This is a genomic window from Klebsiella sp. CN_Kp097 (assembly GCF_040064495.1).
In the GTDB taxonomy this organism is placed as follows: domain Bacteria; phylum Pseudomonadota; class Gammaproteobacteria; order Enterobacterales; family Enterobacteriaceae; genus Klebsiella; species Klebsiella aerogenes.
The window spans coordinates 278,225-299,678 of sequence record NZ_JBEAIL010000007.1 but is presented as its reverse complement, the minus strand read 5'-3'; the positions used below and the strand labels follow the sequence as shown (position 1 = coordinate 299,678).

The window sequence follows — 21,454 nt, the reverse complement described above, 5'->3', positions numbered from 1 at the left end:
AGAATGCTCCCGGCAAGGATAATATCTTTAAACACCCGCATTATGATTTACCCTGCAGATTTTCCTTCCCGCATTTCATGCCAGCAGGATGGAATTTCGGCATGATTTTTAAATTTTTAAGTTATGGGTTGATAATTATTCCTCAGGCCGCAATCCATTTTCTATTCATCCCTGTATTATTCCTAATGCAAGGTTACATTAATATGACCAGATGTCAATGAATGATATTCATTCTCATTATCAATGTTGTGCTGAACCACCGCTATAGTTATCAATACAACCTCGATGTAGCTATATCCTTCTGCGCTTTTTCTAATTTCTGTTATTGTGATGTAGATCATATTTACCACTCAACGCCGCATGAAATAGCGAACAATGGTAGGCACTCTTTTTGTTGTGCTGTCGCGGTAAGAACATTGGAACCACCTCCGACCCGGCGTTATACTTCCTTCGCACCATCTGGCTCCATGTGACAGTTACTGAAGACGCTTCAGGCAGGTAACTTAGCAATAGAAACACCGCAGGTGAACTGCTAAGCCGCTGAAAGTAAATAGTTTACTCTCCCCGCTCTGCCTGAAGAAGTTTTAACGTATCAACTTCACCACCAGGAGAATATCCATGAGCAAACTTGGGATTAATGGATTTGGTCGTATAGGACGTTTAGTACTTCGCCGCCTGTTAGAAGTAAATAGCCCGCTGGAGGTCGTGGCCATCAACGATCTCACCTCACCGAAAGTCTTAGCCTACCTGCTTAAACATGACTCTAACTACGGTCCTTTCCCATGGAGCGTTGATTTTACAGAAGATGCGCTGATCGTTAATGGTAAAAAAATCACCGTTTATGCGGAAAAAGAGGCTCAGCATATTCCGTGGAAAGCCGCAGGCGCTGAGGTGATTGTTGAATGTACCGGTTTCTATACGTCGGCGGAAAAATCGCAGGCGCACCTGACCGCCGGCGCGAAGAAAGTGCTGATTTCCGCCCCTGCCGGCGAGATGAAAACCATCGTTTATCACGTTAACGACGACACCATGAACCCGGATGACACCATCATTTCGGTTGCATCCTGCACCACCAACTGTCTGGCGCCAATGGCTAAAGTGCTCAACGATGCTTTCGGCATTACCGTGGGCACCATGACCACTATTCACGCTTATACCGGTACGCAATCGCTGGTGGACGGGCCGCGTGGCAAAGACCTGCGCGCCTCGCGAGCGGCGGCGGAAAACATTATTCCGCACACCACCGGCGCGGCAAAAGCCATTGGTCTGGTGATTCCGGAACTCAGCGGGAAACTGAAAGGTCACGCCCAGCGCGTGCCGACTAAAACCGGCTCAGTGACGGAACTGGTTTCCGTATTGGCGAAGAAAGTCACCGCTGAAGAGGTTAATCAGGCCATGAAAAATGCGGCGGCGAACAATGAATCTTTTGGCTACACCGAAGAGGAAATTGTCTCCTCCGACATTATTGGCAGCCATTTCGGCTCAATCTATGATGCGACTCAACTGGAGATCATGGAAGCCGGCGGCGTACAGCTCGTGAAAACCGTGGCCTGGTACGATAACGAGTACGGCTTTGTTACCCAGCTTGTCCGCGTACTGGATAAATTCGCGAAGTAAACTCAGGAACCAGCGGATAGCTGCGGCTATCCGCCTTTCTCCCTACCCCAGCGTTCTGGCGTTCAGCGCCTCGCTCAAAAGCTTATCTTCACGCAAGCATTGCCACGCCGCGCTAACATCACGTGGGAAATCGACGTGGGTAATAAACCCTTTACCGTTGGGGCCATAACCCTGCGCGTTGTCCAGCAGACGCGGCAGCTCGCCAAGCAGCAGCGCCAGATAACGCCCCACCGGCCACAATCCACTATCGTCTCCGCTGAATCTCAGGCCAGCAGCGCTGTTTTCAAGCCGCGGCGAACAACCAGGATAGCTCCACCACTGCGGCTTCACCGGTGCCTCCAGCCAGACGCGGGCAAACGTCGCCATCGTCCGACGCTGCATCGTCGGATCCTGAATCACCACGCCAGAGGTATGATCCAGTCCACGCTCTTCCAGTAACCGGCGGGTAAACCACGCGTTTTCGCCGCAGTTGGTTGAACGGTCCTCCACCACGATGCGATCGCGCGGAATTTGCCAGAATTGTTCGGCGATGTCCGCCAGGATATGCGATTCCGGACGCCCCTCTACCTGCAGCGCCTGATAGTGCGGATGCTTTTGTACGGCGTCGTAAAGAAAGGTCGTCGAATGACCAATACCGCCGCTTATCAATAGTGGAATCTGCCTCTGAGCCGCGAGCCGACAGGCGGCGTCAATGGTCGGGATCACCGCGTTACCGGCCAACACCGCAATCTGCGGCTGCGCATTCTGCGGCAAATCATCCTGCGCCAACCAGTCTCCGATGAGATTGGCCGCCGCTAACGTGTCGTGTGAAAGCGCCGGGAAATGCTCTGTCATACCCTTTCCTTCTTCTGTCCTGATCCAACAATGAAGTGTCGGGCGACATCATAAACCGCGCTACGGCGAAAAGGAAAATCCGGCAGCCACGCTTCAGCTGCCGGGTATCATCAGGCGCTGGCGTTATCCAATGCCAGTTGCCCTTCGCGCTTCTGTTTCACTTTCCAGAAGCACCATAGCGCGATAAACCACAGCGGCGAGGCCATCAGCGCCAGCAGCGTATCCGGGTCGAAAATCATAATGAAGATTGAGAAGGCGAAAAACAGCAGGCTCAGCCAGCACATCACCACTCCCGCCGGCATTTTGAATTTCGACCGCGCGTGCAGGTCCGGGCGTTTATGGCGATACACCAGGTACGCCACGAGGATCATACCCCAGCTGAAAACCACCATGACCGCCGCCAGCGTTGAAACGATGGTGAACAACGTCATCACATTTGGCACCAGGAACAGCAGTAACGTACCGCTTAGCATGCAGAAGCAGGAGAACAGCAGGCTACGTACCGGAATGCGAGTATTACGCGATAGTATACGGAACTGCCAGTGCGCATGTTTTTCCACCGACAGGCCGTACAGCATGCGGGTACTGGAATAAACGCCGCTGTTCGCCGACGACATGGCCGACGTCAAGGCGACAAAGTTTATCACCGCCGCGGCGGCAGGTAGCCCGGCCTTGGCGAACAGGGTCACGAACGGACTGGCATCCGGCGAGACGCCCGGCCATGAAGCCACGGCAATAATCACCACCATCGACAGCAGATAGAAAATAATGATGCGCAGCGGCAGCGCGTTAATCGCCTTCGGCAGGATGCGCTCAGGATCGCGTGTTTCCGCCGTCATGGTGCCGAGCAGCTCAATACCGGTGAAGGAGAAGATCGCTATCTGGAAACCGGCGAAGAAACCGGTCACCCCGTGCGGCATAAAGGCCGTCGGGTCGGTGATATGGCCTAACGAAGCCTTCACGCCGTCCGGCGAAGTCCAGCCGATAGCAATCATCCACGCGCCGGTTAAAATCAGCGCAATAATGGTGATGACCTTAATCAGCGCAAACCAGAATTCGGCCTCGCCGAACATTTTTACCGACAACAAATTAAACAAGAACAGGATCCCAAGCGTACTCAACGCGGGCATCCATGCCGACATCTCCGGAAACCAGTACTGCATATAGCTGCCGCAAACCACCACGTCGGCGATACAGGTCACCACCCAGCTAAGCCAGTAGGTCCAGCCCAGATAGAAACTGGCCTGCGGGCCAAGATAGTCGCCGACGAAATCCGCAAACGAACGGTAATCCAGGCGGGTCAGCAACAGCTCCCCCATCGCCCGCATCACCATATAGGTAAAGAAACCTACCAGTAGATAGATAAGCAGAATGGATGTTCCGGCGACGGCGATGTTTCTGCCCGCCCCCATAAACAGTCCGGTGCCGATAGCGCCGCCCAGCGCAATCATCTGAATGTGCCGGGCGCCAAGGCCGCGTTTGAGCTGCGACGGGCACTCCCCGTCGGTGGCAGGATGAACCAGCCCCTCTCGTTGATGTTCAGTCATGTTGATTCCTTCAAGCAGGCATGGAAAGGCTTGGCGCGGTAGCGGTCAGCAACAGCCCGGCGCGTTGACCGGCGGCGACGCCCGCATTCGGAAACAGGATGTAGGGGGCGTCAGCATTGACCACCCAGGTTTTCTGTGCCTGACGGGCGATTTCATAGCCTGCCGGCAGCGCGGTAAAGTTTTCAATTTTCGGGTCGAGATTAAGGGTAAAACCGTTCTCGCTCTTGATGATGCTCTGCTGCACCACAAAGTATTCGACCGGCGCTTTGCTCCGCGGCGGCATGATGCCGTCGGCGATCAGCGCGCCGATCGCCAGTTCGGTGGCGGCAAACAAGCGCAAATCATTTTCACCGAATGGCATCACTTTCCCCAGTTCCAGCGTGGCGCTTTGCGCGCCGAACTTCTCGCTGGTGAAGTGGGTAAAGGTGCCGCCCGGTTCGGTATGGCGCACGATGGCGTCCATACCGCTGGCCTGCAACAGCTGATAAAAATCCGCGCTGTAGTCGCCATCATGAGCGGGGAGCAGCGCGAACTGCCGATATTTTGACCCGCGAATGGCGGTATGCAGATCGAGATGCGTGCGCGGCACCTTGCCGTGAACATCGGCGCTACGGAAGAAGGCCTGTACGGCCATCTCCAGTTCAAAAGCGCGACGCGACTCGTTACCCGGCATCGCCGCCAGATGGCGGCCGCCAAACAGCCGGTTGAGATCGTTATGCAGATAGCGACGGCCGGCGCGAATGGCGGGCAGATTGCCGAACACCACCAGCAGCGCGTGGGTCAGCGGCTGCTCGCCCAGGCTTAATCCCTGCAGGATCTGCAGCAACATTTCAATCGGCGCGGTTTCGTTACCGTGCACCCCGGCAGAAAGCACCGTCGCCTGTCGCCATGACGTTTTTGGCAGCAGTTGCAGAATGCCATCGCCTAACCAACTGGCTTCGATAGTCGGCGGAAAGGTCCATGTCTGCAGTTTACAATGCAGTAAATCGTTGACGTTTTGTTCCATTCCCGGCCCCTTATCGCTGGAAGTCATAAATCGCGCCCAGATGTAAAATCTGCGTCAGCTCATCCAGCGCCTGATAAACCTCGCGCAGCAGCTGCGGGTCGGCGAGGTCGCTGGCATGCAGGCGATCGCGATAATGCTTTTCAACCCACGCGGTCAGCTGCCGGTAGCGTTCGTCATTCATCAGGCTGTGAGCGTTGACCGCCGCGCGCTCGGCATCGTTAAGCACAACCCGCAGACGTAAACAGGCCGGGCCGCCGCCGTTGCGCATGCTTTCACGTAGATCGAATGCCGCCACTTCATCGATAGGCGATGCGCTATCGGCGGCAAGAGCGGAGAGATAACGCCAAACGTTTTCACGCTGACGGCACTCTTCCGGCACCACGATCAGCATTTTGCCATCGGCTTTGCTCAGTAACTGGCTGTTGAACAGATAAGAGGCCACCGCGTCATCGAGGCTAACCTGCTCGTCAGGGACTTCAACGCTGGTGAATGGAATATTCAGCCTGGCGTTGATCTCCTTCAGCGTCGCCAGTACCTCCCGCTGCTCCAGGAAGGCGTGCTGATGATGGAACAGCACGTGGCGGTTGCTGACGGCGATAACATCATTGTGGAATACGCCATGGTCGATAGCCTGCGGATTTTGCTGAGCGAATACGGTGTACTGCGGGTCGAGCTGATGCAGACGCGCCACCGCTTCGCTGGCCTCCAGCGTCTGACGTGCGGGGTATTTTGCTGGCGTAACACCGCCGCTGGCTCGCTTACCGTAGACAAAAAACTGCACGCCCTGGCGATCATAATCCCCACAGAAACGGTTATGGTTCGCCGCCCCTTCATCACCTAAATCGCCATGCTGCGGCAGCGCCGCGTGATGCGCGAAGTAACGCTCATCGGCGAAGGTCGCCCTGAGGATGGCCGAGGTGATCGGCGCTTCCTGCATGCGGTGCAGCTTATTGTTGAGGTTGGCGACCGTAAAGTGCACTTTCCCATCAGCGCTATCCGCCGACGGCGACACGGTGGCGGCGTTGGCGGTCCACATCGAGGAAGCGGAGCTAAAGGCCGACAATAGCTGCGGGGCCTCTTTAGCCGCACGCTGGATAACCTGCTCGTCGCGACCCTGAAAACCAATACTGCGCAGCATCGTCATATTTGGCCGCGGCTGCGGCGGCAGAATGCCCTGTACAAAGCCACGATCGGCCAGGGTCTTCATCTTATAAAGCCCCTGCAGCGCCGCCTTCTTCGGGTTAGATAAACCGTCGCGGTTATTTTGTGACGCTTCGTTGCCTACCGACAACCCGGCGTAGTGGTGCGTAGGCCCCACCAGGCCGTCAAAATTCGCTTCAAATCCAGACATAGTGTCCTCACAAAAACGGTTATCAGAATGGCAGACCTGGCGACGTCGTCGCCGGAAGCGTCAGCGTTTCGCTGACCAGAGAAGCCATCGGCCAGGCGCAATAATCGGCGGCATACCACGCCGAAGCGCGATGGTTGCCGGAGGCGCCGACACCGCCGAATGGCGCTTTGCTGGAGGCTCCGGTGAGCGGTTTGTTCCAGTTAACAATCCCGGCGCGCGCTTCATCGGCCAGCTTGTCGAACAGCGCCGGGTCGGCTGAAATCAGCCCCACCGCCAGACCGTAGCGGGTGTTATTGGCGATCGCGATCGCCTCATCGATCTGGTCATAACGAATCACGGTCAGCAGCGGGCCGAAGTACTCTTCATCCGGCACCGCGATCCCGGTAACATCGATAATTCCCGGCGTCAGCACGGTTGACTGCGGATCAGGCTGGCTCATGCGCAGCAGCACTTTGCCGCCCAGCGCTTCCAGCTTCGCCTGCGCCGCCAGCATGCCCTGCGCGGCGGTTTGCGAAATCACCCCGCCCATAAACGGCTGCGGATCGGCGTCCCATTTACCGGCGCGGATCTGCCGGCTGGCAGCAATCAGTTGTTCAAGTAGCGCATCGCCCTGTTCGCCGCGCGGTATCAGTAAACGACGCGCGCAGGTGCAGCGCTGCCCGGCGGAGATAAAGGCCGATTGAATAATCACGTTCAGCGCCGCAACGCTATCGACAACATCGGCCACGATCAGCGAGTTGTTGCCGCCCATTTCCAGCGCCAACATTTTCTCCGGCTGGCCGCCGAGGTAGCGGTGGAAATGGAAGCCAGCGGCGGCACTCCCGGTAAACAGCACCCCGTCGATATCGCGGTTTTCCAGCAGCGCCTGGCCGGTATCTTTCGCCCCCTGCACCAGGTTCAGCACCCCATCCGGGATCCCGGCCTGCTGCCATAGCTGAACGGTGAGTTCCGCGGTCGCGGGCGTCAATTCGCTCGGTTTAAATACCACGGTGTTACCGGCGATCAGCGCCGGGATAATATGGCCATTCGGCAGATGCCCCGGGAAGTTGTAAGGGCCAAACACCGCCATCACGCCGTGCGGCTTATGGCGCAGCAGCGCTTTGCCGTCCGGCATAGCGGACTCGCGATAACCGGTACGTTCGGCGTAGGCATCAATGGAAATCCCGGCCTTGCCGATCATCGCCTGTACTTCAGTACGCGTTTCCCACAGCGGCTTGCTGGTTTCACGGGAAATTAACGTCGCCAGCGCCTCTTTATTCTCTTCCAGCAGTGCAGCGAAACGCTGAACCACGGCAATGCGTTCGCTTAATGGGCGATGCGACCAGCCATAAAACGCCTCGCGCGCGGCAGTACAGGCGGCCTGCACGTCGGCCGCGCCGGCGCTGCTCGCCTGCCATAAAATAGACTGGTCTTCCGGCGCCAGTTTGGTTAACGGCGCGCCTGCGCCCTGCTGCCACTTACCTGCTATAAACTGTGCGTTTACCGCCATGATCTGTTTTCCTCTGGATTGAGTGTCACCGCGTGAACCCGGTCGGTGGCATTGACCTGCAGGGCGTCCAGCGCCTGCTGATCGAGCGCTCCCGGCGTCTCTTGCGCGATGAGCACCGCGCGGAAATTATCAAACTGTCCGTTGGCGACGATGGTTGGCGTCGCCTGCGGCGTCATGAGTTGCAGCGCCGGCAGCGAGTAGCTCTCTCTGATGGCGCGAATATTATCGGTTTCTGCTTCCAGTACCGGGCCGGCATCGAAGATGTCGACGGACCCGCGCCAGCCAAACCCCTCTTTTTCGAGAATAGCCCGCGCCGGCGCGGTATTAGCATGAACCTGGCCTATCACCTCGCGGGCATCATCCGGCAGCAGCGAGATGTAAATCGGGTAAGCCGGCATCAATTCGGCGATAAAGGTTTTCATCCCTGTACCGGTGAGGCGGTCGGCATCGGCGAAAGGAATATCGAAAAAGTGGTGCCCCAACGCATCCCAGAACGGCGAATTACCCTGCTCGTCGCTGCGCCCGCGCAGCTCGGCGAACAGATGCGGTGAAAACCACTCGCGGAACGCGGCAATAAAGACAAACCGCGCTTTGGAAAGCAGCAGGCCATTGCGGTTCTTCTGGTACTCAGGGTCCAGAAACAGGGTACAGAGTTCGCTGTGGCCGGTATGGTCGTAGCTTAAATTGAGCAAATCCTGATGCTTGTAAACCCCAAGCTCTTTGGATGCCCGTACCGTTTTCTGAATACGAAAATTGTAGAACGGTTCGTCGAGCCCCACCGCGACCTCAATGGCGCTGACGCCGACAACCCGGCTCAGTTCGGTATCTTCCAGAACAAACAGAAACCCCTGTTCGCCGCGCGTCAGCTTGCCGGCAAAGGTCTCCACGCTGCGTTTGATCCGTGCGGCGAGGCGCACGGCATCATTGGGCAGCGAGGTCATTCCCACGCCCGCCCGGGAGGCCAGACGGACAATATCATCGAGGTCGTTTTCCCGTACGGGACGAAATAACATCATAGGCCGTCTCCCGGATTAGCTGGTTAAGCGGGCGACGGCGCGCTCAAGGCGCACGAAGGCTTCATCAATATCCGCCAGGGGAATATTGAGCGCCGGGGCGAAACGCAGTACGTCCGGCCCGGCTATCAGCGCGATCAGTCCCTCTTCCGCCGCCAGATTGGTCAGCGCTTTGGCTTTGCCGCGCAGATGGCTTGCCAGTTCGGCGCCAATCAGCAGCCCCATCCCACGCACGGCGCTAAAGAGATCATATTTGGCGTTCAGCGCATTGAGTTTATCGACGATAAGGGTATGGCGTTCGCCCACGCCCGCCAGCAGCGCACTATCTATTTGCGCCAGCACGCTATTGGCGACGGTCGCCGCCAGCGGGTTGCCGCCGAAAGTCGTGCCGTGGGTACCCGGCTGGAACACCTGCGCCCAGGCCTCTTTCGCCAGCATCGCGCCAATTGGGAAGCCGCCGCCCAGCCCTTTCGCGCTGGTGAGAATGTCCGGAACCACGTTGTAGTGCTGGTAAGCATACAGTTGGCCGGTACGCCCGGCGCCGGTCTGCACTTCATCAAAAATCAGCGTCGCTTCATGCTCATCACACAGCTCGCGCAGTGCCTGCAGGAATTGCGGATCCGCTGGCATGACGCCGCCTTCGCCGATAATCGGCTCGACGATGACCGCGCAGGTGCGGGAAGAGAACGCCGCTTTCACCGCGTCGATATCGTTATACGGCAGATGGGTGATGTCCTGCGGTAATGGCGCATAGTCGCTGGAGTATTTCGGCTGCCCCCCTACGGTTACGGTAAACAGAGTGCGGCCATGGAAAGAGTTTTTGAAGGCGATAATTTCGCTCTTGTCGGCGCCGAATTTGTCGTGAGCATACTTGCGCGCCAGCTTCAGCGCGGCTTCGTTGGCTTCAGCACCGGAGTTACAGAAGAAAATTTTATCGGCGAAGGTCGACTCCACAAGGGTTTTCGCCAGCTGCAGCACCGGTTCGTTGGTATAGCCGTTGCCGATGTGCCACAGCTTATCCAGCTGCGCTTTCAGCGCGTTAGCCAGCGCCGGATTCGCATGACCCAGCGCGTTAACCGCAATGCCGCCAGCCACGTCAATGTACTCTTTACCCTGCTGGTCCCAGACGCGGGAGCCCGCCGCTTTCACCGGGATAAACGGCGCGGGAGCGAAACACGGAACCATATAAGCATCAAAATCTTCGCGAGTGATACTGCCTGACATAACAATTCTCCGGAACGAGGATCGGCGGCATAAATTGGCCAATCGTGAATAGTCGAATTTAACAATTTCCCTTTAGCCGTTTTCAGGGCGCACACGTCCCGCTGCGATGACAAATATTTTCACCACAACTGAAATAAGCCATTTTATTTGTATGGATATATGTTAATTCACGGTTAACACCTTGTGTATTGCGTGAGCTAATGCTGGGCCCTGACGAGCAACAAAGTCAATACAACCATGAATCATTTTATTCACTTTTAGAGGATCATCAAGATAATGAAAAATATGAAAAAATTATTTCTATATTCACTTATCTGCATAAAATATGCATATCCATGCATGACATACAGGCACCTGGTCGTGCTTATTTATTCAAATGCAACCCCAAAAAACTAACAAAAATGTAAAATTCGGAATAGCCGTCAAATACTGGTTTATAAAATTGGTGATAACATTCATCACACAGATTTTACTGCTGTACCTATTCCACGGTTTTACACGACACAAATAACATTGAGATACAGGACTCTTATGGAAAAGTTATCTTACGCATCTGAAAGTAGTACATCTCCATGGACCACTTACCTGCGCCAGATCGACCGCGTCGCGCCGTATCTGGGCGACCTCGCCTACTGGGTGGAAACTCTGCGTCACCCGAAACGCGCGCTGATCGTTGATATTCCAGTGCAGATGGATGATGGCACCATCCGCCATTTCGAAGGCTATCGCGTACAGCACAATCTATCGCGAGGACCGGGTAAAGGTGGTGTTCGCTACCATCCGGATGTCGATCTTAACGAGGTAATGGCGCTTTCTGCCTGGATGACCATTAAGTGCGCCGCGGTCAATATTCCTTACGGCGGAGCCAAAGGCGGCATCCGCGTCGACCCGTTCTCACTGTCTGAAGGCGAGCTGGAACGTCTGACTCGTCGCTATACCAGTGAAATCGGCATTATCATTGGGCCACAGAAAGATATCCCGGCGCCGGACGTTGGCACCAACGGTAAAGTGATGGCGTGGATGATGGACACCTACTCCATGAATCACGGCACCACTATCACCGGCGTGGTTACCGGTAAGCCGATTCATCTCGGCGGTTCGCTGGGCCGTGAAAAAGCCACCGGCCGCGGCGTCTTCGTCACCGGTCGTGAAGTGGCTCGTCGCAACGGGATCGAAATCGAAGGCGCGAAAGTGGCGCTGCAAGGTTTTGGTAACGTCGGCAGCGAAGCCGCTCGTCTGTTTGCAGACGTTGGCGCGCGCATTGTCGTGATCCAGGACCATACCGCGACCCTGTTCAACGAAGGCGGCATCGACATGCAGGCGCTGACCGCATGGCAGGCCGAGAACAAGAAGATTGCTGGTTTCCCGGGCGCGCGTGAAATCGCCAAAGAAGATTTCTGGACCACCGAGATGGATATCCTGATCCCGGCGGCGCTGGAAGGCCAAATCACCCGTGAACGCGCGGAAAAAATCAGCTGTAAGCTGATCCTCGAAGGCGCCAACGGCCCGACCTATCCGGACGCCGACGACGTGCTGGCCGACCGCGGGGTGATCGTGGTTCCGGACGTTATCTGTAACGCCGGCGGCGTGACCGTCAGCTACTTCGAATGGGTGCAGGACATGGCAAGCTTCTTCTGGAGCGAAGAAGAGATCAACGCCAAGATGGACCGCATCATGACCGATGCTATTGTTCACGTCTGTGATAAAGCCGCCGAGAAAGCGTGTTCTCTGCGTACCGCGGCCTACATCGTCGCCTGCGAGCGCATTCTGCTGGCGCGTAAAGATCGCGGCATCTATCCGGGCTAATGTCCAGGTAATCCAGATACGAAACCCGGGCTCGCCCGGGTTTTTTATTTTTTTCTCCACGTGCCAGCCTGCCTTTCCCACAAAAAACGCACATTGCGTTAACCTATTTTTATCTTCGTGACTTGAAATCAGTAAATCGCCGCGCCTAAAATCATTAGAGCTCTAATGATTTTGCAGGCGGAACATGGATAACCGACAGCTTAACTTTTCCCATCTCTTATACTTAACCGCGCATCACTGGCGGCTGGCGGTTAACCGGCGGTTAAAAAATCTAGGCATGAGCCAGGCGTCATGGGTGGCGGTGTCAGCCATTGCCCGCAACGAGCAGCCCCTCTCGCAAAGCGAACTGGCGCAGGAACTGGGGGTCGAAAGCGCCACCATCGTCCCGCTCATTAACCGCCTGGTCGAACTTGAACTGGTGGAGCGCGTTAAGCCTGACAGCGATAAACGTAAGCGTCTGTTGGTTGCCACCGCCAAAGGGATGGCGCTCTTTCATCAGGTGAAAGCGGTCGCCGACGACCTGCGCGAGGAGATCCTCACCGCCATTACTCCAGAAGAGCGTGAGCAAACCCACCGGGTACTGGAAAAGCTGCTGCACGAGGTGGAAAAGAAATAATGCCTCGTCGCGAAGCTAATCCTTATGTGCCCCACGACTGGGCGCCGCATGAAAAACCGGCGATGCTCGGTTCGCCGTCGACGCCGATCCACAGTACGCCGAAACGCGTCGCTTATGGCATCGTCGGGCTGCTGGTGTGCCTGACCGGCGCGCTGGGTAACGCCGTCGTTACCGCCAACCTGCAGCTGCTGCAGGGCACTTTTGCCGCCTGGTCGACGGAAATCGCATGGCTGCCGGCGGTCTACGTTATGACTAACGTTTCCATCAACCTGCTGCTGGTGAAATTTCGCCAACAGTTCGGCCTGCGCGCCTTTACCGAAGGCTTCCTGGTACTGTATGTACTGGTCACTTTCTTCCACCTGTTCGTCAACGACCTCAGCTCGGCAATGATGGTGCGCGCGGCGCACGGCATGGTGGCAGCGGCGTTGAGTTCACTGGGAATTTACTATCAGGTGCAGGCCTGGCCGGCGCGCCACCGCCTGAAGGCGTTGACCATCGGTATCACCGGATCGTCGCTGGCGATCCCCCTGGCGCGTCTGTTCTCGACCGAACTGCTGCAGATTGACGAATGGCGCGGGCTCTACTTCTTTGAGCTCGGCCTGGCGCTGGTGTCGCTCGCCTGCGTCATCGCGCTGAAACTGCCGCCCAGCGACCGCAAAAAGGTGTTTGAGAAGAAGGACTTTATTACCTTCTTCCTACTGGCTCCCGGTATGGCTTTAGTCTGCGCGGTCCTGTCGCTGGGCCGTCTGGACTGGTGGTTTGAGGCGCCGTGGCTTGGCTGGTCGCTGGCGGGAGCGGTGGTGCTGATCGTTTCGGCTATCGCCTTCGAGCATAATCGCACTAACCCGCTGCTTAACACCAAATGGCTTTCCAGCGGCAGTATCCTTCGTCTGGGACTGATTATGTTGCTGATTCGCATCGTACTGGCGGAACAGAATACCGGGGTCATCGGTTGGCTGCAGTACGTCGGCTTGCAAAACGAGCAGATGACCAACCTGGCATGGTCGATTTTCGCCGGTATCGTCTGCGGTATCGTCGCCAGTTGCCTGACGCTTAACCCGCAGCGCCTCTACTGGCCCACCGCGACCGCGCTGGCGTTGATTATGATTGCGTCATTGCTTGATAGCCAGTCCACTGCCCTGACCCGTCCGGAACAGTTGATGTTCAGCCAGTTTTTACTAGGCTTCGGCAGCGCCTTCTTCCTCGCGCCGGCCATGCTGGCGGGAATTGGCGGGGTGATTGCCGACCAGCGGAATCTGGTCAGCTTCTCGGTTCTGTTTGGCATGAGCCAAAATATCGGCGGCCTGCTCGGCTCAGCTATCCTCGGTACTTTTCAGACCTGGCGCGAAAAATTTCATTCCAGCCAGTTGGCCGATCAGATAACCACGCTAAACCCGCTGATCGTCGAGCGACTGCAGCAGTATAGCCAGATGTACCAAAGCCAGATTGGCGACAGCACGCTATTGAACGTGCAGGCTACCACGCTGCTGCAAAACGCCTCGACGCTACAGGCCAATATTCTCGCCTACAATGACACTTATCTCCTGACGGCGGCGATCTCTGCCGCAACGCTGGTGTGGATTTTCTGGCGCTTAATCAGATTGCGAATCACCGCCCGTATCGCGTTAAAACGCGCAACCGGCAACAAATAATAAGATAATTTTTACTCTGGAGTGGTTATGAGTCAGCAGGACGCGGCCAGGCAACAGGCCAATACCCGAAACAACATCCGCGTGGTGTCTATTTTTACCGCCGCGGCGATCGGCATCGTCGGCGTATTGGTTATTCTTTACGCCTGGCAGTTGCCCCCTTTCACCCGGCATAGTCAGTTTACCGATAACGCTTACGTGCGTGGTCATACGACGTTTATCAGCCCGCAGGTTAACGGGTATATCACCGCGGTGAACGTCAAAGATTTCGATACCGTTCAGCCGGGACAGGTGCTGTTCCAGATTGACGATCGCATCTATAAACAGCGGGTGCACCAGGCGCAGGCAACGTTGGCGATGAAACAGGCGGCGCTGAAAAACAACCAGCAGCAGCGGAAAAGCGCCGAAGCGACGATCGTCAAAAACGAGGCCGCCTTGCAAAACGCCCGCGCGCAGAATCAGAAAACCCAAGCCGATTTAAAACGCGTACAGGAACTCACCGCGGACGGTTCGTTATCCATTCGCGAACGCGACTCTGCGCGGGCCAGCGCGGCTCAAGGCGCAGCCGATATCGAACAGGCGAAAGCCACACTGGAGATGTCGCGCCAGGATCTGCAGTCCACTATCGTCAATCGCGATTCGCTGGAGGCCGATGTGGCCAGCGCCAAAGCGGCGCTGGAGCTTGCCGAAATCGACCTGCAGAATACGCGGATTATCGCCCCGACGGCCGGGCAACTGGGGCAGATCTCCGTACGCCTCGGCGCCTATGTCAGCGCCGGTACGCATTTGACCTCGCTGGTACCGCCTCAGCACTGGGTTATCGCCAACCTGAAAGAGACACAGCTCGCCGAGGTGCGCGTCGGCCAGCCGGTCACCTTCTCGGTCGATGCGTTGAACAGCGAAACCTTCCACGGCAAAGTACAAAGTATTTCGCCAGCAACCGGCGTCGAATTCAGCGCGATCTCGCCGGATAACGCGACCGGCAACTTTGTCAAAATCGCCCAACGGATCCCTGTCCGTATCGCGGTCGATGAGGGGCAGAAAAACAGCTATCGTCTGCGTCCGGGGATGTCGGTGCAGGTGACGATTGATACCCGCGCGGAGAATAAACAATGATCCGCCCGTTAACCCTTGCCGTGGCGCTGGCGCTGGTCGGTTGTCAGTCTGCCGATGTACCACGTGCGGAGCCCACGCTGGCGATCCCGGCCGCCTGGCGTGCCGATGTGGGTCCTTCCAGCCCGGTGGAAGGCGTGTGGTGGCGCAATTTTCACGATAGCGCGCTTAATCAGTATGTCGATCGGGCGTTGCGCTACAACAGCGACGTCCTGATCGCCCGCGAGCGGGTTAACGAGTATCAGGCGCGCGCGTACGCTGCTGATAGCAGCTTATTCCCCTCGCTTGATGCCAGCCTGACCGGTACCCGCGCTCGCGCACAGTCCGCCGCGACCGGTCTGCCCATCCACAGCACGCTGTACAAAGGGGGCCTGACCGCCAGCTATGACGTCGATATTTGGGGGGCCAACCGCAGCGCCGCCAGCGCCGCCGAAGCCAGCCTTGAAGCGCAGAAAGCCGCTGCCGCTGCCGCTAATCTGACCGTGGCGACATCGGTCGCCGTCGGCTACGTCACCTTGTTGTCATTAGACGAGCAGTTGCGGGTCACCCGCCAAACGCTGAAATCGCGAGAAGATGCGTGGAATCTGGCTAAACGGCAGTATGAAACCGGCTATACCTCGCGCCTGGAACTCATGCAGGCGGATTCCGAACTGCGCTCGACGCGGGCGCAGATCCCGCCATTGCAGCATCAAATCGCGCAACAAGAGAACGCCCTGAGCGTTCTCTTGGGCGACAATCCCGGTGCGGTAAAACGTAACGAGTTCGCACAACTTAGCCCGCTACGCCTGCCCTCACAGCTACCCTCGACGCTAATGAGCCGCCGTCCGGACATTGTGCAAGCTCAACGCCAACTGGTGGCCGCTGATGCCACCCTTGCGTCGTCGCAGGCGCAGTTGCTGCCTTCCATCAACCTGACCGCCACCGGCAGCCTGCAGGACAGAACGCTGCCGGATCTGCTCGACAACCCGCTGCGGTTATGGAGCCTTGGCGGCAGTATTCTGGCGCCGTTACTCAACCGCCAGGCGCTAAATGCGCAGGTTGATGTCTCGATGGCCCAGCGCAATCAGGCGTTATACGGATATGAGAAAACCGTACGCGGCGCGTTCAAAGAGGTGAACGATAGCCTGGATGCCATCAGCCGCTACGGCGAACAGTTAAGCGAGCTCCAGGAGCAGGAATCGGTCGCCGCAGAAACGTTGCGTATCGCGCAGAACCGCTATCGTAACGGCTATTCTTCTTATCTGGACGTGTTGGATGCGCAAAGAACGTTGTTCTCCACTCAATTAAGCGTGGTGCAGGTGAAAAATAATCTTCTGCTGGCGCAGATTGATTTGTACCGGGCGCTGGGAGGCGGCTGGTCTGACTCATCAGGGAGCTAAATGGGGAAGCGTCATATGCAACAACAGTGGTCGGCAGTAGACAATTATTTGATTGAGGCCTTAATCCCCGGCGATCCTATGCTCGATCGGGTACTGGAAAACAACCATCGAGCCGGGCTGCCGGCACACGATGTCGCCGCCAATCAGGGGCAGTTTCTCGCCCTGCTGGTACGGCTTACCCAGGCTAAGCGGATACTGGAGATCGGTACTCTCGGCGGCTATAGCACCATCTGGATGGCGCGCGAGCTTCCTGCCGACGGCCAACTACTCACGCTGGAGGCCGACGCGCATCATGCCCAGGTGGCGCGGGAGAATCTGCAGCTGGCGGGCGTTGACCAGCGGGTCACGCTGCGGGAGGGGCCGGCGCTACAGTCTCTGGAGGCGCTTGGCGAATGTCCCGCTTTCGACCTGATCTTCATCGATGCCGATAAGCCGAATAATCCCCATTATCTGCGCTGGGCGCTACGTTATTCCCGCCCAGGAACCTTAATTATTGGCGATAACGTGGTACGCGACGGCGAAGTGGTTAACCCACAGAGCGCCGACGAGCGCGTTCAGGGCGTGCGTCAATTCATTGAGATGATGGGCGCCGAGCCACGGTTGACGGCAACGGCGCTGCAGACCGTGGGCACTAAAGGCTGGGACGGCTTTACTCTGGCGTGGGTAAACGCTTAAGCGAGTAGCCCTGGTAAGCGCAGCGCCACCGGGGACAACCAGCCAGGCTACGGCGTAATTTGCTCCATCGCCTGTAACACGCGTTTGTCCGAGATCGGATACGGTGTGCCCAACTGCTGAGCAAAGAAGCTGACGCGCAGCTCTTCGATCATCCAGCGGATCTCCTGTACGTCGTCATCATCGCGGCGATTCGGCGGCAGCTTATTCAACCACTGCTGCCACGCCTGTTGCACGCTCTCGACTTTTAGCATCTGCGCGCGGTCACGATGCGGGTCGATTGCCAGCTTCTCAAGACGCTTTTCAATTGCCTGCAGATAACGCAGCGTATCGCCGAGGCGGCGGAAACCGTTGCCGGTAACAAAGCCGCGATAAACCAGACCCGCCATCTGCGCTTTAATATCCGACAGCCCCAGGGCCATCGTCATATCTACCCGCCCTTTCAGACGCTTATTGATGTTAAATACCGCCGTCAGGATCTGCTCGACCTGCTTCGCGATATCGACCACCGTGTCGTTCAGTTCGGCGCGCACTTTATCGTGCAGTTTACTAAAGCCCTCTTCGGTCCACACCGGGCCGCCGGCTTCATCGATAAGCTTGTCAACGCCGCAGGAGATGCAGTCGTCAATCAAATCCAGCACCTTGCCATAAGGGTTGAAATAGAGTCCCAATTTGGCTTTGTTGGGCAGTTTCTCGTGCAGATACTTAATCGGCGACGGAATATTGAGCAACAGTAAACGGCGCAGACCACGCCACATCGCCTGCTGCTGTTCCTGTGGATTATCAAATAGTTTGATGGCAACGCTGTCACGCTCGTCCACCAGCGCCGGCCAGGCTTTCACCTTATAATTACCGCGCTTCTGTTCGTAACTCTCCGCCAGGGTGCCGAAACTCCAGATATGCAGCCCGCTCTGTTCAATACCATCGTCGGCCACCGCCGATAACGTCTCCTGAACTTTACCTTTGAGCGCGTCTTTTAAGACCTGCAGAGAGCGTCCTTCCTGCAGTTTCTTATTTTTGTCATCCACCACCCGGAAAGTGATTTTCAGGTGATCGGGCACCTGATCCCACTGCCAGGATTCGCGGTCGATGGTCACGCCGGTCATTTTACGCAGCTCACGCTCCAGCGAATCCAGTAGCGGCAACGCCTGCGGCGTCGCGCGGCCTAAAAACGCCTCGGCGTAATTAGGCGCCGGGACGAAATTACGCCGAACGGGTTTCGGCAACGATTTGATTAATGCGATGACCAGCTCGCGACGCAGGCCAGGGATCTGCCATTCAAACCCGGCTTCCTCTACCTGGTTGAGCAGCGGCAGCGGAATATGAACCGTTACGCCATCGGCATCCGCACCAGGTTCAAACTGATAGCTAAGACGCAGTTTAAGATTGCCCTGATGCCAGAAATTCGGGTAGTCCAGTTTACTGACCTGCTCCGCCCCCTCTTTAATCAGCATGCTCTTTTCAAAATTGAGCAAGTCTGGCGTTTCGCGGCTGGCCTGCTTCCACCACTTATCAAAGTGGCGAGCGGAGATAACATCGTGGCTAATGCGCTGGTCGTAAAACTCGAACATCGTCTCGTCATCCACCAGGATGTCGCGACGGCGCGACTTATGCTCCAGCTCTTCGATTTCAGCGCGCAGCTTGAGGTTATCGCGGAAGAAAGCATGCCGCGTCTGCCAGTCGCCCTCTACCAGCGCGTGGCGGATGAACAGCTCACGACACAGCGCCGGGTCAATCTGGCTATAGTTGACCTTACGCGCGGCGACGATTGGCAGACCGTAGACGGTGACCTTTTCTGTCGCCATTACCGCGCCCTGCGACCGCTCCCAGTGCGGTTCACTATATGAACGTTTAATCAGATGCTGGGCCACCGGCTCGACCCACTCCGGCTCAATGCGGGCGGCAATGCGCCCCCACAGGCGGCTGGTCTCCACCAGTTCCGCAACTATCGTCCACTTTGGCGGCTTCTTGAATAGACCAGAGCCGGGGAAGATAGAGAACCGCGCATTACGGGCGCCGGTATACTCCTGTTTATCGGAGTCCTTCATCCCGATATGCGACAACAAACCGGTCAGCAGCGCGGTATGAATTTCACGGTACTCCGCTGGCTCGCTGTTGATCGGCAGGCCGAGTTCTTTCACTACCTGGCGCAGTTGGGTGTAAATATCCTGCCATTCACGCACGCGTAAATAGTTGAGGAAATCCACCCGGCACTGGCGGCGGAACTGATTCGAAGAGAGCGCCTTTTGTTGTTCGCCGAGATAGTTCCACAAATTGACAAACGCAAGGAAATCAGACTCTTTATCGTGGAAGCGACGATGCTTTTCATCGGATGCCTGCTGCTTGTTCATGGGGCGCTCGCGCGGATCCTGAATCGACAGCGCGGAAGTGATGATCATCGCTTCACGCACGCAGCCATGTTTCTGCGCTTCCAGCACCATCCGTGCCAGACGCGGATCCACCGGTAGCTGGCTGAGCTGGCGGCCCAGCGGGGTCAGCTTATAGGCCGTTGCCTGCTCATCGGTGGTGATGGCGCCAAGCTCTTCCAGCAGACGAACGCCATCCTGGATGTTGCGCTTATCCGGCGCTTCGACAAACGGAAACGCGGCGATATCGCCCAGCCCCAGAGCGGTCATTTGCAGAATGACCGAGGCCAGATTGGTACGCAGAATTTCCGGGTCGGTAAATTCCGGCCGCGACAGGAAATCGTCTTCCGAGTAAAGACGAATACAGATGCCTTCCGAAACACGTCCGCAACGGCCTTTACGCTGATTAGCGGAGGCCTGTGATACTGGCTCGATAGGCAGGCGCTGCACTTTTGTACGGTAGCTGTAGCGACTGATGCGAGCGGTACCCGGATCGATAACGTATTTGATGCCCGGAACCGTCAACGAGGTTTCGGCAACGTTGGTTGCCAGGACAATACGCCGCCCGCTATGGGACTGGAAGACCCGGTTCTGCTCGCTGTTGGACAGGCGGGCGTACAGCGGCAGCACTTCGGTATGGCGCAGATCCAGCTTATTCAGCGCCTCGGCGGTATCGCGAATTTCCCGCTCACCGCTCATAAAGATCAGAATATCGCCGGGCCCTTCGCGCCCCAGTTCGTCAACCGCATCAAAGATCGCCTGTAACTGATCGCGCTCGGTATCGTCCGCCTCTTCCACTATCGGCCGATAGCGCACTTCCACCGGGTAAGTCCGCCCGGAGACTTCGATAATCGGCGCATGATTGAAATGCTTTGAGAAACGTTCCGGGTCGATGGTCGCCGAGGTAATGATAATTTTCAGGTCCGGGCGGCGCGGCAGGAGCTCTTTCAGATAACCCAGCAGAAAATCAATGTTCAGACTGCGCTCGTGCGCCTCATCAATAATGATGGTGTCATACTGCATCAGCAGGCGATCCTGCTGGATTTCCGCCAGCAGGATACCGTCGGTCATCAGCTTAACCATGGTGTTTTCGCTGACGTGGTCGCTGAAGCGCACTTTATAACCGATACAGCCACCCGGCTCGCTCTGCAGCTCTTCGGCAATACGGTTAGCGACGGTGCGCGCCGCCAGTCGACGCGGCTGGGTGTGGCCAATCAGGCCTTTCAGGCCGCGCCCCAGCTCCATGCAGATTTTGGGTAGCTGAGTGGTTTTACCAGAACCGGTCTCACCGGCGACGATCACCACCTGGTGATCGCGCACCGCTTCGAGAATCTCTTGTTTTTTCTGGCTAACCGGCAGGTTTTCCGGATAGGTGATTGCCGGACGCGCGGCTTCGCGTAGCACGACTTTCCCTGCTGCCTGCTCTATCTCCCGCGCCATCTCGTGCAGAATGGCCTGCTGGGCATCAGGATTTTTAACCTTCTTTGCGCCATGCAGGCGGCGGCTATAGCGCGATTTATCGCGCAGCATCAGACCATCGAGCCGTTCATAGAGCTGCGAAAAAGTGATTTTTTGTTGTTCTGTCATAACGTTATCGGGCAGCGCTCTGCCGGAAAAATCTCTCATGAAATATTGCTGTAGATTACCACATCTGTAGAACTCATGCCTTGTTCAAAAAAATTGAACATAGGATTCGATATATTGCGCTATCTCTGCGGCATGATTGTGAATACAGTGTCAACAAGCACCAGGGCATTGACCCGTCAATCACA

At 56.8% G+C, this 21,454-nt stretch carries 15 protein-coding genes; 7 read left to right on the top strand and 8 right to left on the bottom strand.

The annotated features are described in order from the left end of the window. The first annotated feature begins 618 nt into the window (after positions 1 to 618). Positions 619 to 1,617: a type I glyceraldehyde-3-phosphate dehydrogenase gene (gene gap, locus ABLV07_RS11770; RefSeq protein ID WP_047069353.1), complete on the top strand. Its 999-nt coding sequence runs from the start codon at positions 619 to 621 to the stop codon at positions 1,615 to 1,617. Positions 1,618 to 1,659: 42 nt separating this feature from the next. Here the strand turns inward: gap and ABLV07_RS11765 are convergent, their stop codons facing one another. The 7 genes from ABLV07_RS11765 to ABLV07_RS11735 form a co-directional block, all read right to left on the bottom strand. Further along, on the bottom strand, positions 1,660 to 2,451 hold the full coding sequence (locus tag ABLV07_RS11765; RefSeq protein ID WP_047056601.1) for a YdcF family protein: 792 nt from the start codon (positions 2,449 to 2,451) through the stop codon (positions 1,660 to 1,662). A gap of 110 nt (positions 2,452 to 2,561) precedes the next feature. Then, complete coding sequence (locus ABLV07_RS11760) at positions 2,562 to 3,998, bottom strand: amino acid permease (protein ID WP_047056599.1); 1,437 nt, start codon at positions 3,996 to 3,998, stop codon at positions 2,562 to 2,564. 10 nt (positions 3,999 to 4,008) lie between these two features. Then, the gene (gene astE, locus ABLV07_RS11755) at positions 4,009 to 5,004 is read right to left on the bottom strand and encodes a succinylglutamate desuccinylase (RefSeq protein ID WP_015705594.1); all 996 of its coding nucleotides are present in this window, start codon (positions 5,002 to 5,004) and stop codon (positions 4,009 to 4,011) included. A gap of 10 nt (positions 5,005 to 5,014) precedes the next feature. After that, positions 5,015 to 6,355 (bottom strand): N-succinylarginine dihydrolase, encoded by a 1,341-nt coding sequence (astB, locus tag ABLV07_RS11750; protein WP_221914287.1) that lies wholly within the window; start codon positions 6,353 to 6,355, stop codon positions 5,015 to 5,017. Positions 6,356 to 6,377: 22 nt separating this feature from the next. Continuing rightward, positions 6,378 to 7,844, bottom strand: coding sequence for a succinylglutamate-semialdehyde dehydrogenase (gene astD, locus ABLV07_RS11745; RefSeq protein ID WP_171829561.1), 1,467 nt, complete (start codon positions 7,842 to 7,844; stop codon positions 6,378 to 6,380). After that, complete coding sequence (astA, locus tag ABLV07_RS11740; RefSeq protein ID WP_161798757.1) at positions 7,835 to 8,857, bottom strand: arginine N-succinyltransferase; 1,023 nt, start codon at positions 8,855 to 8,857, stop codon at positions 7,835 to 7,837. Before astA ends, astD begins: the two co-directional genes overlap by 10 nt. Positions 8,858 to 8,875: 18 nt before the next feature. After that, positions 8,876 to 10,081 (bottom strand): bifunctional succinylornithine transaminase/acetylornithine transaminase, encoded by a 1,206-nt coding sequence (locus tag ABLV07_RS11735; protein ID WP_015366354.1) that lies wholly within the window; start codon positions 10,079 to 10,081, stop codon positions 8,876 to 8,878. 531 nt (positions 10,082 to 10,612) lie between these two features. Between ABLV07_RS11735 and ABLV07_RS11730 the strand changes: the two genes are divergently transcribed. The 6 genes from ABLV07_RS11730 to ABLV07_RS11705 all read left to right on the top strand — a co-directional run bounded on the left by ABLV07_RS11730 (position 10,613) and on the right by ABLV07_RS11705 (position 17,319). After that, positions 10,613 to 11,887 (top strand): Glu/Leu/Phe/Val dehydrogenase, encoded by a 1,275-nt coding sequence (locus tag ABLV07_RS11730; protein ID WP_015366353.1) that lies wholly within the window; start codon positions 10,613 to 10,615, stop codon positions 11,885 to 11,887. Positions 11,888 to 12,071: 184 nt separating this feature from the next. Beyond that, positions 12,072 to 12,503, top strand: coding sequence for a MarR family transcriptional regulator (locus tag ABLV07_RS11725; RefSeq protein ID WP_015366352.1), 432 nt, complete (start codon positions 12,072 to 12,074; stop codon positions 12,501 to 12,503). Next, entirely contained in the window at positions 12,503 to 14,155 is a 1,653-nt protein-coding gene (locus ABLV07_RS11720; protein WP_015705599.1) for an MFS transporter, read from the top strand. Before ABLV07_RS11725 ends, ABLV07_RS11720 begins: the two co-directional genes overlap by 1 nt. A gap of 27 nt (positions 14,156 to 14,182) precedes the next feature. Continuing rightward, positions 14,183 to 15,268: an HlyD family secretion protein gene (locus tag ABLV07_RS11715; protein ID WP_348853293.1), complete on the top strand. Its 1,086-nt coding sequence runs from the start codon at positions 14,183 to 14,185 to the stop codon at positions 15,266 to 15,268. Continuing rightward, on the top strand, positions 15,265 to 16,644 hold the full coding sequence (locus ABLV07_RS11710; RefSeq protein ID WP_015705601.1) for an efflux transporter outer membrane subunit: 1,380 nt from the start codon (positions 15,265 to 15,267) through the stop codon (positions 16,642 to 16,644). The genes ABLV07_RS11715 and ABLV07_RS11710 overlap by 4 nt, the downstream gene beginning before the upstream one ends. Further along, positions 16,645 to 17,319, top strand: a complete 675-nt coding sequence (locus ABLV07_RS11705) for an O-methyltransferase (RefSeq protein WP_074160623.1) — start codon at positions 16,645 to 16,647, stop codon at positions 17,317 to 17,319. Positions 17,320 to 17,366: 47 nt separating this feature from the next. Here the strand turns inward: ABLV07_RS11705 and hrpA are convergent, their stop codons facing one another. After that, positions 17,367 to 21,269, bottom strand: a complete 3,903-nt coding sequence (gene hrpA / locus ABLV07_RS11700) for an ATP-dependent RNA helicase HrpA (RefSeq protein ID WP_047064770.1) — start codon at positions 21,267 to 21,269, stop codon at positions 17,367 to 17,369. Positions 21,270 to 21,454 lie beyond the last annotated feature (185 nt).

Bases quoted from the DNA above. Each gene is read 5' to 3' on its own strand.
- gap (WP_047069353.1), top strand. From the start codon at position 619: ATGAGCAAACTTGGGATTAATGGATTTGGTCGTATAGGACGTTTAGTA.
- ABLV07_RS11765 (WP_047056601.1), bottom strand. From the start codon at position 2,451: ATGACAGAGCATTTCCCGGCGCTTTCACACGACACGTTAGCGGCGGCC.
- ABLV07_RS11760 (WP_047056599.1), bottom strand. From the start codon at position 3,998: ATGACTGAACATCAACGAGAGGGGCTGGTTCATCCTGCCACCGACGGG.
- astE (WP_015705594.1), bottom strand. From the start codon at position 5,004: ATGGAACAAAACGTCAACGATTTACTGCATTGTAAACTGCAGACATGG.
- astB (WP_221914287.1), bottom strand. From the start codon at position 6,355: ATGTCTGGATTTGAAGCGAATTTTGACGGCCTGGTGGGGCCTACGCAC.
- astD (WP_171829561.1), bottom strand. From the start codon at position 7,844: ATGGCGGTAAACGCACAGTTTATAGCAGGTAAGTGGCAGCAGGGCGCA.
- astA (WP_161798757.1), bottom strand. From the start codon at position 8,857: ATGTTATTTCGTCCCGTACGGGAAAACGACCTCGATGATATTGTCCGT.
- ABLV07_RS11735 (WP_015366354.1), bottom strand. From the start codon at position 10,081: ATGTCAGGCAGTATCACTCGCGAAGATTTTGATGCTTATATGGTTCCG.
- ABLV07_RS11730 (WP_015366353.1), top strand. From the start codon at position 10,613: ATGGAAAAGTTATCTTACGCATCTGAAAGTAGTACATCTCCATGGACC.
- ABLV07_RS11725 (WP_015366352.1), top strand. From the start codon at position 12,072: ATGGATAACCGACAGCTTAACTTTTCCCATCTCTTATACTTAACCGCG.
- ABLV07_RS11720 (WP_015705599.1), top strand. From the start codon at position 12,503: ATGCCTCGTCGCGAAGCTAATCCTTATGTGCCCCACGACTGGGCGCCG.
- ABLV07_RS11715 (WP_348853293.1), top strand. From the start codon at position 14,183: ATGAGTCAGCAGGACGCGGCCAGGCAACAGGCCAATACCCGAAACAAC.
- ABLV07_RS11710 (WP_015705601.1), top strand. From the start codon at position 15,265: ATGATCCGCCCGTTAACCCTTGCCGTGGCGCTGGCGCTGGTCGGTTGT.
- ABLV07_RS11705 (WP_074160623.1), top strand. From the start codon at position 16,645: ATGGGGAAGCGTCATATGCAACAACAGTGGTCGGCAGTAGACAATTAT.
- hrpA (WP_047064770.1), bottom strand. From the start codon at position 21,269: ATGACAGAACAACAAAAAATCACTTTTTCGCAGCTCTATGAACGGCTC.